The organism is Bacillus sp. THAF10, assembly GCF_009363695.1.
Classification (GTDB): domain Bacteria; phylum Bacillota; class Bacilli; order Bacillales; family Bacillaceae_I; genus Sutcliffiella_A.
This window is the reverse complement of sequence record NZ_CP045403.1, coordinates 2,493,527-2,510,118: the sequence shown is the minus strand read 5'-3', so window position 1 is coordinate 2,510,118 and position 16,592 is coordinate 2,493,527. Positions and strand designations below refer to the sequence as shown.

16 protein-coding genes are annotated in these 16,592 nt (G+C 38.4%); 15 read left to right on the top strand and 1 reads right to left on the bottom strand.

The window, feature by feature from the left end; translation table 11 throughout:
* The first annotated feature begins 55 nt into the window (after positions 1-55).
* From rnz to FIU87_RS13120, 15 genes are all read left to right on the top strand, one after another.
* Positions 56-973: a ribonuclease Z gene (gene rnz, locus FIU87_RS13190; protein ID WP_152446564.1), complete on the top strand. Its 918-nt coding sequence runs from the start codon at positions 56-58 to the stop codon at positions 971-973.
* A gap of 142 nt (positions 974-1,115) precedes the next feature.
* Positions 1,116-1,640 (top strand): RNA polymerase sigma factor, encoded by a 525-nt coding sequence (locus tag FIU87_RS13185; protein ID WP_152445017.1) that lies wholly within the window; start codon positions 1,116-1,118, stop codon positions 1,638-1,640.
* Positions 1,618-2,157 (top strand): hypothetical protein, encoded by a 540-nt coding sequence (locus FIU87_RS13180; RefSeq protein ID WP_152445016.1) that lies wholly within the window; start codon positions 1,618-1,620, stop codon positions 2,155-2,157. Before FIU87_RS13185 ends, FIU87_RS13180 begins: the two co-directional genes overlap by 23 nt.
* 18 nt (positions 2,158-2,175) lie before the next feature.
* A complete protein-coding gene (locus tag FIU87_RS13175; RefSeq protein ID WP_152445015.1) occupies positions 2,176-2,868 on the top strand; it encodes an ABC transporter ATP-binding protein in 693 nt (230 codons plus the stop codon).
* The gene (locus FIU87_RS13170) at positions 2,865-6,089 is read left to right on the top strand and encodes an ABC transporter permease (RefSeq protein WP_152445014.1); all 3,225 of its coding nucleotides are present in this window, start codon (positions 2,865-2,867) and stop codon (positions 6,087-6,089) included. The genes FIU87_RS13175 and FIU87_RS13170 overlap by 4 nt, the downstream gene beginning before the upstream one ends.
* A 15-nt stretch (positions 6,090-6,104) precedes the next feature.
* Positions 6,105-6,674, top strand: coding sequence for a GNAT family N-acetyltransferase (locus FIU87_RS13165; protein ID WP_152445013.1), 570 nt, complete (start codon positions 6,105-6,107; stop codon positions 6,672-6,674).
* Positions 6,675-7,295, top strand: coding sequence for a kinase (locus FIU87_RS13160; protein ID WP_152445012.1), 621 nt, complete (start codon positions 6,675-6,677; stop codon positions 7,293-7,295).
* A gap of 13 nt (positions 7,296-7,308) precedes the next feature.
* Positions 7,309-7,797, top strand: a complete 489-nt coding sequence (locus FIU87_RS13155; RefSeq protein ID WP_253905416.1) for a GNAT family N-acetyltransferase — start codon at positions 7,309-7,311, stop codon at positions 7,795-7,797.
* A complete protein-coding gene (fosB, locus tag FIU87_RS13150) occupies positions 7,788-8,207 on the top strand; it encodes a metallothiol transferase FosB (protein WP_152445011.1) in 420 nt (139 codons plus the stop codon). Before FIU87_RS13155 ends, fosB begins: the two co-directional genes overlap by 10 nt.
* 303 nt (positions 8,208-8,510) lie before the next feature.
* Positions 8,511-8,960, top strand: a complete 450-nt coding sequence (locus tag FIU87_RS13145) for a hypothetical protein (protein WP_152445010.1) — start codon at positions 8,511-8,513, stop codon at positions 8,958-8,960.
* A 130-nt stretch (positions 8,961-9,090) separates the two neighbouring features.
* Complete coding sequence (locus tag FIU87_RS13140; RefSeq protein WP_152445009.1) at positions 9,091-9,417, top strand: hypothetical protein; 327 nt, start codon at positions 9,091-9,093, stop codon at positions 9,415-9,417.
* A gap of 552 nt (positions 9,418-9,969) precedes the next feature.
* Positions 9,970-10,902 (top strand): L-lactate dehydrogenase, encoded by a 933-nt coding sequence (locus FIU87_RS13135; RefSeq protein ID WP_152445008.1) that lies wholly within the window; start codon positions 9,970-9,972, stop codon positions 10,900-10,902.
* A gap of 43 nt (positions 10,903-10,945) precedes the next feature.
* Positions 10,946-12,517, top strand: a complete 1,572-nt coding sequence (locus tag FIU87_RS13130; protein ID WP_152445007.1) for an L-lactate permease — start codon at positions 10,946-10,948, stop codon at positions 12,515-12,517.
* 686 nt (positions 12,518-13,203) lie between these two features.
* Positions 13,204-13,581 carry an iron chaperone gene (locus FIU87_RS13125; protein ID WP_152445006.1) on the top strand — a complete coding sequence of 126 codons (378 nt, stop codon included), beginning with the start codon at positions 13,204-13,206 and terminating at the stop codon, positions 13,579-13,581.
* Between the two features lie 88 nt (positions 13,582-13,669).
* A complete protein-coding gene (locus FIU87_RS13120) occupies positions 13,670-14,338 on the top strand; it encodes a DNA alkylation repair protein (protein ID WP_152445005.1) in 669 nt (222 codons plus the stop codon).
* Positions 14,339-14,532: 194 nt separating this feature from the next.
* On the opposite strand, the gene FIU87_RS13115 is transcribed toward FIU87_RS13120, so the two are convergent.
* Positions 14,533-16,506, bottom strand: coding sequence for an alkyl/aryl-sulfatase (locus tag FIU87_RS13115; RefSeq protein ID WP_253905415.1), 1,974 nt, complete (start codon positions 16,504-16,506; stop codon positions 14,533-14,535).
* Between the last annotated feature and the right edge of the window lie 86 nt (positions 16,507-16,592).

The window sequence follows — 16,592 nt, the reverse complement described above, 5'->3', positions numbered from 1 at the left end:
TTTTCTTATGCTTTTTTTACAATTTGCGTATAATGGAAGAGAGGAGCGGATGATGATGAAATTAACCTTTTTGGGGACAGGCTCAGGGATTCCAGCAAAGCACCGGAATGTCTCTTCTCTCTCCCTTCATTTAGATGATAAAGAAGGAACACTTTGGTTGTTTGATTGTGGGGAAGCAACCCAACATCAAATTTTACATACTTCCATAAAACCGAGAAAAATCACAAAAATATTTATCACCCATTTACATGGAGATCATATCTACGGACTGCCAGGCTTATTAAGTAGTAGATCTTTTCAAGGCGGAGAAACGCCGCTTACGGTGTATGGACCTAAAGGGATAAAAGACTACATCAACGTTTCATTGCGCGTGAGCATGACCTATCTAAAATATCCCTTATTAATAGAAGAAGTAGAAGAGGGTTTTCATTTAGAGACAGAGGACTTTACAGTAGAAGGAAACAAGCTGGTTCACGGCATTCCTTCTTATGGCTATCGCATTATCCAAAAGGACCTTCCTGGAGCCCTGATAATGGAAAAAGTAAAAGAACAACAGATTCCATCAGGACCACATTTGCAACAGTTAAAAGAAGGTAAAATGATTACCCTAAAAGACGGGCGTACTTTTGATGGCAAGGAATTTATTGGCCCTCCTAAAAAAGGAAAGGTAATTACGATCCTTGGAGATACAAGATACAACGAAACGTCTGTAGAATTGGCCGAAAACGCCGATGTGTTGGTACATGAAGCTACCTTCTCTGCAAAAGATGAGCTGCTCGCAAAAGAATATTTTCACTCCACCACTCTGCAGGCAGCAAGTGTGGCAAAAGCAGCGAATGTCTCGCAGCTTCTCCTGACACATATAAGTGCCAGGTATCAGGGCGAGGACGTTCAGATGCTCGTAAATGAAGCGAAGGAAGTGTTTCCGAACACGAGAGTTGTGCAGGATTTTGATGAGATTGAAATTAAATAAAAAGAGAAAACAGGTAAATTCAGATATGAATGATGCCTGTTTTTTGTTTACTCACAAAATTTATAAAAAATGGTAAGATTAATGCAACTTTTGGAAATCTTAATCGACTATTATGTGAAAATCCCAAGTAGGAGGTGCATGCATGACCTGGGAGAGTCTTTATACGGATTATAGTGATAAAATATATCGATTCATTTTATTAATGGTTGGTAACGAAGAAGTGGCGGAGGATCTAACGCATGATACCTTTATTAGGGTTGAAAATGCACTCCATAACTACAAGGGGAATGCAAGTCATTATACATGGCTTGTCTCGATTGCTAGAAATGTAACGTATGATTATTGGCGTCGAAAAAAGAAAATAAGGTTCTATTCGCTAACAAAAAGCCAGGAGGTACCATCAACTGATGTGCCAGAGGAGTTGTTGCTTAAAGAAGAAGCTGTTCAAGAGTTATATTACGCTATCAACAAACTCAAGCTGAATTATAGAGAAATTATTATTCTACGAAAAATTCAATTCCTTTCCATAGAGGAAACTTCCATTGTATTAGGGTGGTCAGAGAGTAAAGTCAAATCTACACTTCAAAGAGCGATAGAAGCACTGAGGAAAGAGTTAGAGAAACAAAGGAAAGGAGTTGTTGGTGATGAGCAGGAAGAAGCAAAATAATGACCATTTTACTGACGAGTATTTTGCTGAATTAGATAGTTGGACTAGAAATGAAGAAAGAAAAACAGCAACAAAAAAGAGAATAAGCAACTCGATTGGTAAAAAGCGTGCTTCATACCGTCCTTATCTAATTTCTTTTGCGACTGCGATAGTATTTACCATAATAAGTTTATCTGTATTAACAGACTTTTTTGTGGAAAAAGAGGAAACAACCATGAATAGTGAAACCATAGAAATGGATCGCAAAGATTTCTTTAGAACAAGCAAGCAGGATGAAAAGGTCTGGATAGCAACCATAAATAGTATCCCAACAATCATCCATTACGAAGATATGGAAGAAAAACAGTCTGGTGAGGTCACCATTTATTATGAAAAGATGGGTGAGGACTTATTAAGCATGGCTTTTCACCTTGATGGAACAACCTACACAATCATATACAATCTAAGCTACGAAAAGAACATAGAAGATGCACTTCGTTTCGCAGAAGATACAATTAATGAGTATAGAAAGAGATAAAATGGGGGGGAGAAAATTATGATAAAGAAGATAATCTGTAAAGACATTGAAAAGTCATTTAAAGGAGATGGAACAAAGACGTTAGCTTTACAAAGAACAAACTTAATACTTGAGAAGGGAGAATTTACGGCCATAATCGGGCCATCGGGTTCAGGGAAATCTACACTTCTAAGTTTAATAGGCACACTAGATAGACCGACATCAGGCACCATCTCTTACGATAAAGAGAACATCTATGCAAAAAGAAAAAATCACATAGCAGACTTGCGCTTTCAAGAAATCGGTTTTATATTTCAGCAATTTCAACTCCTTCCTACTTTAACCTCCTTAGAAAATGTTCTCACTCCAATGTTTGCAAGAAAAGTCCCATACAATAAAGTTCAACGTGCTAAAGAAGTTTTAGATCAAGTAGGCTTAAAAGACAAACTTCATTCCCTACCTTCACAATTATCAGGCGGACAACAGCAACGTGTAGCAATTGCTCGAGCTATTGTTCATAAACCGAGCTGGTTACTTGCGGATGAACCAACCGGCAATCTAGATTCGGAAACTGGAGAGAATATTTTTAATTTATTAAAAGCATTACATAAGGAGGAAAGCTGCGGTGTGCTATTTGTCACGCACGATCCTATCTTAGCTACAAAAGCAAATCGAATCATAACCATGAAAGATGGTGAAGTTATCTCTGACAAGGTAGGTTTACCTTTATGATTCGCTTTATTTGGCAAAACTGGTGGCGCCGAAAAGAGAGGTTCCTACTATTAATACTTGGGGCTTTTATTATTAGTGCGGGTCTTACGTACCTTATTGGATTATCCGACACGAATAAAGGGACTGTCGTAGAAACGTTGCAACAACGTTGGACTGCTTCCTATGATATTGTCGTGCGGCCTCAAGGGACAGAAAGTTTGACAGAAGAGAAAAAATTGCTGGAACCCAATTACTTAAGTGGACTAAGTGGAGGCATTAGCTTAGAGCAATATGAAACAATCAAGGGCATGGAAGGAATTGAAGTGGCTGCTCCCATTGCGATGATTGGTTATGCAGATTATCAGGTGAATTTCGGAAAAGTAGAACTGAATGAAGATGGTATTTATCGAAGGTCAACTATTACCACCATTGATAATGGATTAGAAAAAGAAACCTCTCTACATAACTACTATTTTCCTGTGAATGTTTGGGATATACATAACAAAGGGCCAGAATATGGCGTAGCGGCACCATATCAGGATTTAACTGTCTATTCCCATACGTTATTAGCTGGTATCGATCCGGAACAAGAAGCGAAATTAGTTGGATTAGATCATGCAATTATTGATTTAGGCAAAAGCAGATACTTTAAAAGTACAGATAAATATGCGTTCCATCAAAGTGGGGAATATCATGAATTTCCTATTATCGTAAATCGCCAAGCCTTTGTCGATAAAATGGAGAAAATAACGTTTGAGCGAATAGATATCGCCATCACAAGAGAAAATGCAGATGAAGTAATGGAAGATGTGAAAACAAATGGAGGGGTTAAATACCTAGATTCATTGACAGGACAAGCAGAACACTCCTTCACAGTTAGTGGTGAAGAAGCTTTTCATGAATTTGTTCGAAATATGACAGGTGTAGATTGGAATACAGGAAAGGTTTTTGAGGAAAGCAATAAAGTAAACACACTCTCTGGCATTGTTTTTAAGCCAACTTCCATAGAGTATCAAGAAATTGCAAGTCCTTCTAGCGACAGATGGCCATATGCTTATCAGGTAACACCAATAAAAAATGGGGAAGAGCAAGTTGGCGTTTATAAAAATCTAGAGACATATCGCAATCCCCAAGTAATGGCGGAAAACTTTCTTGATTTGCCAAAAATCAAGCCAAATTGGATTGGTTTTTACAATGCGAGCAAACTTTCTATTTCCAAGGACCCAACAAACGAGTTACCGATGGAAACGTATCGCCCTGCTACAGCTGAGTTTGTAATGGACTCAGATGGAATGCCAGTAAATCCACCAACACAGCTAAAGCCAAATGATGATCCCTATAGCTTTTTAACGAACCCACCTGGGATGTTGACGACAATAGAGGCGGCGGAAAAGTTACTTGGAGACAAGCCAATCTCTTCCATTCGTGTCAAAGTGGCTGGTGTTAATGATTTAAGTGAAGATAGTCAACAAATTTTAGAACATATAGCGGCGGAAATTGAATTAAAAACAGGTCTTAAAACAGATATAACCATGGGTTCTTCTCCTCAGCTAGCCTTAACCTTCATTCCAGGACTAAATGGAAAAGAAGATATTGGTTGGATTCAACAACCATGGGTGAATATTGGCTCCTCCATTTCAATATTCAGAGAAACCAAGATAGGTTATGTTGGCATTCTTGCTAGTGTTATTGCAGTAGCGGTTGTGTATGTATGGTCATCTGGGATTGTCCACCTTCTTGCGAGAAGAAAAGAATTTGCTGTATTACTTGCCATTGGCTGGAGGCCAAGTCAGTTACGATGGTTACTGCTTTCTGAATCTAGTATTATTGGAGCGTTTGTTGCATTCACTTCCTGGATGATGATGGGCATCATTTATTTGTCGAGCGACTCTGTGATTAACCTTAACAGGTTTGTTTTTACAGGAATATTCGGGCTCCTTGTCTATTTGCTAGGTGCAATCATTCCTATAGTACTTATTCAAGAAATATCGCCCTACGAAGCGATGCGTCAAGGGGAAATATCTATTGTAAGTAAACGCTTAGTCCAAGCAAAGGGAATATACGGAATGGCCTTCAATCATTTTGTAGGAAAGTGGAAGCGGAGTATTTTGTCTGTAATTTCCATTAGTTTACCCACAGCACTCTTAGCATTTTTTCTATATATCACTTTTAGACTAAGAGGAATCATGTACACTTCCATACTTGGTGAATATGTTGCTTTGGAAATTGGACCTATGCATTACACAGCAATCATTATTGCATTAATCATTGCCATTCTAACAACGTCTGAAATTATGTGGCAAAATGTATCGGAAAGACAAGAAGAAATTTCGTTATTACAAGCGCTAGGCTGGCGAAGGTGGAGTATACGAAAACTTATATTAGCGGAGGGTCTATTCAGTGGCATATTTGCGGCATGCTTGGGACTTTCTTTATCAATTGGATTAATCATTATTTTTTACGGAGAGCTTCCGTCCGAAAGCTTCAGCATCATTTTAGCAACAGGAATAATTCCGATAACTATAGGTTTGATGGGAACGATTCTGCCAGCGGAAAAAGCAGTAAACATTGTACCTAATCAAGGGATGCACGGAAGCATTTCGCATCGAAAAATGGTTGAAAAACGTTTGAAATGGACCTTAATTTTAACCTCAACTATCTTCTTTCTCACATTCGTGTTTATTATGATAAGGATCATCCCAAATATGGAGGTTGCTAGTAGTAGCGAAGAAATTAGCACGTCTTATAGTCCAACTTCCGGAACTATTATAAAGAAAGAATCTGTAAAAGATGTTCATGAAAAAACGTATGAAACTGAAGACGCCAATGAAGACCAAATAGAATACTCATTGGATTTTCATTCATCACAATCCTCCTTAGACACTACCATGAAAAAGGTCTTGGATTATTCTGCTTTAGAAGTAGAGAGCCAACGTCCTAATGATGCGGGAATGAAAAATATTGCCATTGAGTTTTCGTTTGAGATTTTAGAAGAACATACCTTATATGCAATGACATTAAAAAGAGACTTTTTGATTATAGCTGAAGGAGAAAAATATTGGCCAGTCGAAGTAACAGTATTAGAAGCAAAAGGTTGGGATGAGAAAGAGCTCTTATGGGGAAATAAAGATGGGAAAATCCGCGCAGTACTAGAATATTCAGTACCAGAGTCTATAGAAAACTTTAATTTTCTATTTAGAAATAATCATACAGGACCTGGTTTTATGATTAGGTTTGACTAACGGAAAGGACACACCATGCTAACATTTAAAGGATCACCTGACATAGAAACAGAACGATTGCTATTGAGAAAGTTTACTCTATCCGATACAGGGGCGGCCTTTCATCACTGGCTATCAGATACCAGGGTAGCAGACAACAGAGTGAGTGCGCCACATAAGAAATGGACAGAAACAGAAAATAGAATAGCAAAGATTGTTAAAAGTTATGAAACTACTTCTTTTTGCTATTGGGCGATCGAGCTAAAAGTAAGTGGAGAGCTTATCGGGGAAATTGACCTCTATGACTTTGAAGAGGATACTGGAAACTGTGAGGTCGGGTACTCGATTGGTCCCAGCTGGTGGAATCAGGGCTATGGGACAGAGGCGTTAAAGGCAGTAATGAAATTTGGGTTTATAGAAATGAATGTTCACAAAATATCCGCTGCACATAATACGGACAATCCTGCATCAGGGAGAATTATGCGAAAAGCAGGAATGGAAAAAGAGGGAACCATTAAACATATGATTCGTAACTATAAGGGTGAGTATAAGGATTGTGATGTTTATGGGTTGTTACAAGAATATTATAGTAGAAGAGGACTTTGAATGGGAGAATTTCAAATAAAAGAGATACTGTCAGAAAGATATTTTGCTAACCAAACTAGCGGAAGCCCATATATTGTGGCAATCGACGGATTAAGTGGGGCTGGAAAAACAACTTTTTCTAAAACACTTATCCAAGCACTTCAAAATAAAGGAATGAACACTTTTGTTTTGCATATCGATGACTATATTGTACCAAGAAGGAACAGGTACCAAACCGGTAAAGAGGAATGGTATGAGTATTACTTTTTGCAGTGGGATGTAGGTCAGCTTACTAAACAATTATTTGAGCCATTATACACTCAAAGCAACACAGTGACCCTCCCGTATTATGAATCTGCTACAGACAGCATTAAACCAATCAAAAGGTCCATCTCTCCCAAAAGTCTGGTAATTATTGAAGGTGTTTTCCTGCAAAGAAAAGAGTGGAGAGAGTTCTATGATTGTACTATTTATTTGGATATTCCAAGACAAGTAAGGTATCAAAGAGTCTTAGAAAGAGATTCTTATATAGGCGATTACCAAGCAAGATTAGATAAATACAATAGACGCTATTGGCCAGGAGAAGAATTTTACCTTCGAACAGAAAAACCGTTGAAACATGCGGATTACATAATCAACTAAAGTGGTGATAAAAGTGAAGCTTATTTTTAAGGAAATGACGAAAGAACACGCTGAAAACATATTGATGTGGAAATATGAAATACCATACGATTTTTATAATAATGATGTGACGGAAGAGAATATTTTTGAGATGATGAACGGGAATTATCGATGTTTTTTAAATGAAGAGGATGAAATAATAGGTTTTTTCTGCATAGGGGAAGCTGCAAGGGTACCGGCTGGGCATCCACTTGGAATCTATAAGGAAGTAGCCACAGATATCGGACTTGGAATGAATCCGAAACTCGTTGGAAAAGGACATGGAGTTTTGTTTTGTCAACATGTATTGGACCAGGTACAGAAAATTGAGCTTGGTTCTCCATTAAGATTAACGGTCGCTTCATTTAATAAAAGAGCTACCCACTTATATGAGGAATTAGGCTTTAAGAAGAAGGATACATTTCATAAAGGTACGGTTGAATTTATCACCATGGTGAAAACGGAGGAGGAACAATGCAAATAAAGGGGATAAACCATTTGTTATTCTCTGTCTCGAATCTTGAAACCTCTATCGCTTTCTATCAAAAGGTGTTCGGTGCAAAGCTTCTTGTGAAAGGAAAAACTACTGCATACTTTGACCTAAATGGAATGTGGCTAGCACTAAATGAAGAAAAAGAGATTCCTAGAAAAGAGATCCATGAATCCTACACTCATATCGCATTTAGTATAGACGAGTCCGATTTCAAAGGGATGTATGAACACTTGCTATCCTGTCGAGTAAATCTTTTAAACGGCCGGCCAAGAGATGAGAGAGACAAGCAGTCTATCTATTTTACCGATCCCGATGGCCATAAATTCGAGTTTCATACTGGGACCCTGCAGGATAGACTGGACTACTACAGGCAGAAAAGGCATATAGAGATTTTTGATTGACATATTAGTTTGTGAAATCTTGTTAAATTGTGAGGAACGTTAATTGATGAGAGTAACAAAAATCAAAAGAAGTCAGAAGTTACTGGGATAGTGTTTGGTTCAGCTTTTGATTTAGCGTTTGGGGCAATTTTTGGAGTATTAACTTACAATTATCAATGGTTATTGTGAAGGAAAAACTGTCCTAAATAGTAGTTATGTTAATAGCTCTCGTTTATGAAGTATTTTTGTGAAAGTAGTTATAATCGAACGTGCAGTATAACTGAATAGCGAGGAAATAATTGTTGTTAAAAAGGAAGTGGTACTTTGTCTGAAATTCAGTTTTTAGCCTCAACAAAGCCCTTTAATATTCCAAAGGAAATTGAAGAAAATAATGGCGGTTTTTTTGAAAATGGATTGAGCTTCTTTGTTCTTGATTTAGATTCATATTGGACTAAAATAGTTCAAGAAATTTTAACGTTGCCATATTTATATGAAGCAAGGGGATTGGGCAACAAGGACTTCTGGACTTATATAGATAAGTATATGGAGGTAGGAGATGTTCTTGAATTATATAGAATCCCTGTACAACAATGGTATCAGGAATCCATTCGAAATGTCTTAGAAAATCCAAAGCACATTAAAATCAATATTGGAAGCCGTACATATCAATATGAGTATGGAATAATGAAACTTAATGAAAAAAATTGGCTGGAAGAATTATCGCATCGGATATTAGTTACTGAGTATGGTGTTACAACAATTGAAAATTATTAGAGTTGAATTTTTATAGGTTTTTTTTAATCAATAATCTGGAGCGATTGTTAGGTAAGTCGTCACTCTTACTTTTATAAAAAATTTGGTAGTTAATCGATCAGCTTGAAAAATTGTAACGAGGTGAGCACTTATGGTAATAAAATTTATAGAATTAGAAGAACGAAAACTTTATGCTGCAATGTATTTTCTTTTTAAAGGAATATCTTTATTAGATGATGTAAATTCAACTGTTTTTGAAAGAATGGATTTTGAAAATGAAATAGAGAAAAAGAAATTATTAGAATTCACTGAAAAGATATTAAAAATCTCAGAAGCGAGGGCACGAATAGATGATGAATATAATTATACAGAAGATGAAAATGAAGCTAAACGTAGAGAAAAAACTGAGGACGAAATTTACGAATGGTTTGAAGAAAATGTCTTTAATGATAAGGTAAAATCATTTTTAAATTCCTAAACTAAACGGGCTTATCTAGAATATTTTACTCCGTGGATGTACCAGAGCGATCTTCAACAATCGGGGGCGTTTATTTAAAAATGCTTCCTTTTCGTTTATTTGGTCAATATTCTGGAGAATATAAAAGCACCGCTAATGCGGTGTAGATAATCGTACTAGAACTACAGAACTTTTAAAAACGTTCTCTGTAAATCTGAAAGTATAATTGACATCTCATTCATTTGACCATTCATTCAACTGCTCCTCAGATATTTCACCTTCAAAATAATTTTCAATTATTCCCTCTGAGTTAATTAAAAAGCTTGCAGGCAAGCGATTTCCAAAAAACTTTCAATTATAATCAAAAATTTTCCTGTAATAGGTTGCCTATTAGAAAAAAGTGGCTTATAATAAGTTTGTGAAACACTTCACAAACAACTTATTTTTTATTTTTTGAGCAATTTGCTTTTATCTTTATTTTTTTATTATTGTATGTGAAATATTTCACATACAAGTGAGTTATCATCGATGTGAAGTTTTTCGCAAATCTGATCAGCAACGGAGGTACGAACCATGAGTGTGACATTAGGAAACAAAATTGTATTGGTTGGAACAGGAGCGGTAGGGTCAAGTTATGCGTATTCTTTGATGAATCAGGGGTTGAGTGATGAATTGGTTCTGGTGGACTTGAATGAAGGGAAAGCGCGTGGGGATGTGATGGACCTCGATCATGGAGTGGTGTATGCACCGAGTTCCATGACGATCCGCTATGGAACGTATCAAGACTGTGAAGATGCAGCGATAGTGGTGATTTGTGCCGGCGCAGCCCAGAAGCCCGGTGAAACCCGTCTTGATCTTGTTAGTAAAAACGTGAAAATCTTTGAAAGCATAGTAGGGGAAATTATGAAATCAGGTTTCAATGGCATTTTCATAGTCGCTACGAATCCAGTTGATATATTGGCTTATGCAACATGGAAATTCTCCGGCCTGCCGAAAGAACGTGTGATAGGAAGCGGAACGGTGCTTGACACCGCAAGATTCCGTCATTTACTCGGGAAGGAGTTTGGGACAGCCCCAACGAGTGTGCACGGATACATCATCGGAGAGCACGGTGATTCCCAGCTTCCTGTTTGGAGTTCCGCCAATATTTCGGGCACACACATTGCTCCAAAGCTTTCTGAGGAAAGAAAACGTGAGATTGCCCAAGAGGTGCGAGATGCGGCTTACCGGATCATCGAAATGAAAGGCGCTACGTATTACGGAATTGCGATGGGATTGGCGAGAATTACCAAAGCGATTCTCAAGAATGAGCATGTAATCCTCCCAGTCGGAGCGATGCTCGATGGAGAGTATGGGATGGAGGATGTGTACATCGGGGTTCCAAGTGTCCTTCACCGTCAAGGAATTGAAAAAGTAATTGAACTGTCCCTGAATGAAGAGGAGAATGAGAGGTTTGCCGCGTCAGTTCAGACCTTGAAAAACATCAAGAATCAAGTTTGGAACTAAGTAAAACATCCATAGATTTTTCACAAAAAAGGAGTCTTTTACCATGCTTGCAGAAAGTTTTAACCCGTTTAATAATCTTGGTATGACAGCCTTAGTGGCGGCGATCCCAATCTTTTTATTCCTCCTGAGCCTTACGTTGTTTAAAATGAAAGGAATTTATGCCGCGCTTTTGAACCTGGGTGTGACGTTGCTTATTGCTCTCTTCATATTTAAGCTTCCTATCGGGGAATCCCTGGGAAGCATCGTACAAGGAGCGGTCCTTGGCGTATGGCCGATCGGCTATATCATTGTGATGGCAGTTTGGCTGTACAAAATTGCGGTGAAATCCGGTAAATTCGACGTACTGAGAGGAAGCATTGCCGGAATTTCACCCGATCAACGCCTGCAGCTCCTTCTCATCGGTTTCTGCTTTAATGCATTCCTAGAAGGTGCTGCCGGCTTCGGTGTACCGATTGCCATTTGTGCGGTCCTTCTTGTATCACTTGGCTTTAAGCCCCTGGAGGCAGCCATGCTCTGTCTGATTGCCAACGGGGCATCCGGTGCGTTCGGGGCAATCGGAATTCCGGTCGGGATCATCGATGCTTTTGAACTTGAGAATGTAACTTCCATGAAGGTATCAACGTTGACAGTTTTCACTCTACCAATCATCAATTTTACGATTCCCTTTTTATTGATCTGGCTGATGGACGGCATTAAGGGGATCAAGGAAATCTTACCTGCTATTCTGGTAACTTCTTCGACGTATACGGTCACACAAGCGCTAATCACGGTCACGATTGGACCGGAATTAGCCGATATCATCCCTTCATTACTCACAATGGGTGTACTAGCCTTATTCTTGAAAAAATGGCAGCCGAAAAACATTTTCCTCTTTGAAGGAAATGAAAGAAAAGTAGAAACATATTCAATCGGTGAAGTGGTGAAAGCCTGGTCTCCATTTTACTTACTTACACTCTTCATCATGATCTGGAGTCTGCCGATATTTAAAGGATTGTTTGCAGAGGAAGCGATCTTCCACTTTTCCCTTTTGAGTGGCGTGATCCCTGGCTCCTCAATCTCGGTGAGCATTGACATAATTGGAGCTACAGGAACAGCCATTTTATTGGCAGCCTTGACGACGATTCTCACGACCAAGACGATTGATGGAAAAGAAGGCTTTCAACTCCTTGGGAAGACCTTGAAGGAATTCAGTATACCGATTTTGATGATCTGTGCAATACTTGGAATTGCCAAGCTTATGACCTATGCTGGAATGACAACTGCTTTAGGGGAGGCGGTGGCGATGACAGGTCAAATTTTTCCATTACTATCACCAATTCTTGGTTGGATTGGGGTATTTATGACAGGTTCCGTGGTGAATAACAACACGCTGTTCGCACCAATCCAAGCAACGGCCGGCAACATTCTTGGAGGCAATTCCTCCCTTTTGGTTGCCGCGAATACAGCGGGCGGCGTCATGGCCAAGCTTGTCTCCCCTCAGTCCATTGCCATTGCGACTGCTGCGGTAGGGCAGACAGGAAATGAATCAGCACTAATGAAAATGACACTTAAATACAGCTTCGGTTTACTGGCCTTTGTATGTGTATGGACATTAGTATTGACATGGATTTTATAGAGATTTTTGTTCCAGTCTTACATCGTTTTTTTTAAAACACATCAAAATTAGAAAACTTTCTTGGATTTCCTGGTGATACTTGTTGCTACTATAATTCTAAATCCTTTTCATACGTAGTTGGTTGTAATATCTTATTCTCGATATAGGAGGTGGCCTTCAACCCCCACTGCCGCAACCGTTACAAGGTAAGCAGGGGGTATAGGTAATGATGGCCTTCCATATGCCGAAAGTTTACAGGTGGGAAGATACAAGATAATCATCTATAAGAGATGCAAACAAGTAAATATCAATGGAAAACGCGCTGTATTTCAAAAAGAAATTCTCAGTGCGTTTTTTGTTGTTATATCGACTGTTAAATGAGTATTCGTTTCTATATCTACTATGACAACACATTCCACTCTATCAGGTAGAAATAATTATTGCAGGGGTTGTTGTAGGAGTTTAAAGAAATCACTAGAAAAATATGTTAAAATATAGATGTTCATTATACTGAGCAGTTATCTCATCTTTATAGAGGAAGGCTTAGTAGGACAAGAGGAACAGATTTATGACTTATAAGTTTTAGATTATAACTCTGAAACAAGCTGAGGATATTGCTAATAAATGGCGTTATGATGGAGAAAATTCACTTAATGATAGGGAATTCAATGAAGAATATACAAATGATAGAAGGAGGGAGATTTAACATGCAATATGATGTTAAGAATGCTGAAGAATATTTAGAGATGCTTGAAGACGATTGGCGAAAAGAGAAACTTCTCGTTATTCGACAAATGATTTTTACATATGCACCAGAAATGGAAGAGGTGATTCGCTATAAGATGTTGAATTATGGTAAAGACGACAACTATGTGTTTGCGTTAAACGCGCAAAAACATTATGTCAGCCTCTATGTAGGTACAATAGATAAGATAGGAAATGCAGAAACGCTATTGAGGGGATATAGCTATGGAAAAGGCTGCATTCGCGTTAAAAAAACGATAAAGATTGAAGATACAGGACTGGAACAATTTATCCATAAAACCGTTGATATGTGGCGTGCAGGTGATGACACTTCTTGTTAAAACTGAATGACGTATAACGAATCTAGTTACTGTTACATCCCGAAAGTGACAAATGTTGAAACATTTCTTTAATAAGGAGTTGTGTTAAATGAATAAAAATAATAGCACAGAAATAAAACGCTCATCAAAAGCAGAAAACATTCTCACTCAGATCAATAGTGAAACTAAGCTAGGCGACTTACGAAAAATCGCGAAGGAAATTAAAAAAGATCACGAATTAGCTATGGAGCTTTGGGCATCCGGAGAGTTTTTGCCCAAACAATTGGCAATTTTAATTATGGACAAAAAACTTCTTTCTCAAGATGTACTAAATAAGCTTGATAGGGATATGCAGACTCACACCTGGGATGAACGAAACAAATTAATGGATTGGTTAATGGCTAATCAGCTCACGAAAGACAAGAAGAACATTGCGTTAATGGAATCATGGGAGAATAGTCCTTCTGCTCTTCAACGGCGGACTTTCTGGTATTTTCAAGGGCGATTAAGATGGACAGGACAGACTCCGCCTGAAAACACCGCAGACTTACTAACTGCAATTGAAGCTAATATCACGCAGGAAGAACCGGAAGTTCAATGGGCTATGAATTTCACCGCAGGCTGGATAGGCGTGCATGATGAAAAGTATCGAGATCGTTGTATTAAACTTGGCGAGAAAACGGGTCTTTACAAAGATGAAATGGTATCAAAAGGATGTACTCCCAATTATTTGCCGGAGTTCATTACGATTGAAGTAAACAAACGAGTTAATAGTTAGTTTCCTAGGAAAACGTAGTGGGAAGTCTAATCATTATAATAAAATCATATAAAAAAGGTTAACCAGAAATATATAGATTACTGGTTAACCTTATCCTACTAAGACATTTTAAAGGTTATTTCTTAAATGAAATAATTGTTTTGAGAGATGAGATGATCTGTATTTAGGCTCATGAAAAAATAAGGATCACGCTACTATTTCTTTTTATGTTTAAAAATCAGTGGTTCTTTTTTACTGAATGGCGTCATAATAGGGAAGTCTGTGTCTATTTGATCAAGAGCCCATAAAAATTGATGCCATTTTTGGATATCTCCTTTCACTATAATGGAAGAAGGAGAGGGTCGATTGTTTGAAGTGGCTAACTCATATAAGGTTTCTTTACTCATGATGACCATAACTTGATCCTCTATTAATTCATCCGATAAATAACGAAAGATTCCTCGTTTGATTTCTGTTAAGGCTCTTTCTTTCCGATCTGGAATAATGAAATTCAATTTGAAGTCATACTCCCCAGCGATCAATCCGTTTATTCGGATACTCAACATGTTCAATACTTGTTCAAGTGTCATGATATCCAAGACTTCTGTTGTGATGGTCGAGCGTTGTATTGGAATTATTCCGTAACGAAGTTCTTGAGCACCCATCAAGTACTCATTACGCCATGGACCGGATTCTGCGATGTAGCCAAGCTGCTCAAGTGCATCCGCACAAAGGTATTTGGCTTTCTTATTGGAAGGATTTGCAAAGATCACGTGTTTGGTGACTTCAGCGACCCATTGGTAATCACCTTCTCTAAAACATTCTTTTGCTTTTTTAATTACTTCATCTTCTCCTCCCATATAATTCACATATTTTTTGGATGACTCTTCCGGGAGAAGCTTGTTTAAGTCAACAGGGTTTCCGTTATACCATCCCATATATTTTTGGTACACCGCTTTAGAATTATGGTTGACAGTCCCATAAAAAGAACCATTAAACCACTCGTCTTTTAAACTGTCAGGAAAGTGTACCATTCTTCCAACTTGATCAATTGTGTACCCTTGATTGATTAACCTTAGTGTCTGATCATTGATATATTGGTACATGTCACGCTGTTTTTCCATATAATCGATGCAGTATTCTCTTCCGTGCCTTGGCCAATTATGCACTTCAAATACAGAGGTTAAATGTTCGCCAAATATCTCAATGGCCTGTTGGATATACTTGGCCCAGGCGACTGGATCCCTCACTTCAGCTCCGCGTAATGTATAGATATTATGAAGTGATGCTGTACAGTTCTCTGCAATACAAAGGCTTTTTTCTTCAGGAATAAACATATTCATTTCAGCCGGAGCTTCTGTATCTGGGGTGATTTGGAATTGCATTCTTACACCATCAATGACCTTCTCGACAAAGGATTCGTCACTGGAAGGTGAAATTTCTTCAGCAGAATTAATTAATGTCACAACACCAGTCGATACATACTTTCCAATACCACTGTCTACTTGCCCTTTTTCATCGCGAGGCAGCACCTCACCATACATGTAAAACCCTCTCCGCGACATGGCTACACCTGCGGTCACATTCTCTTCCAGGGCTGCACTTAAAAATCCGCTTGGTGCATAAATTTTCACATCATCCGTCGTTCCGCTATTAAGTACTCCATCAACACCACCATAATGATCGACATGGGAATGCGAAAAGATGATTGCACTAACGGGGAACTTGCCAAAATAGCTGTCTATTAATTGGAAAGCTGCTTCTGCGGTTTCTCTGCTTGTGAGACAGTCGATCACGATCCAGCCTGTCTTTCCACGGATAATACTCAAGTTAGCAAGATCAAATCCTCTGACCTGGTATATGTTTTCTGTCACTTGAAAAAGACCGGCCTTTAAATTTAGTTTGCCCTGATGCCATAGTTTTGGATTAATGGAAAAAGGTAGTTTGTCATCCAATAGGAATTCATAGCGTTTTAAATCCCAAACAGGAAAAAGCGAGTCATCTGCTTTGATAACGGGGAGAGAGACGCTTTTTAGCACATTATTCGTAGCCCACTCCTGTTCAATCTTAAGTCTTTCCAATGGCAGGTTCTCTTTTATTAATTGGTTTATCATTTGCGTTTTCTTTGTAGCGTCCTTGCGAAAAGGGGTAAATTCCGCCTCCATTCTCTTGTTATGGTTTTGCTCCATGTGATGTCACCTCCATGGAATATAGTATTCAGGTGAACTCTCCATCATACATAGGGGAGCGAACCTAACATGAGTTGGTTGCTTCT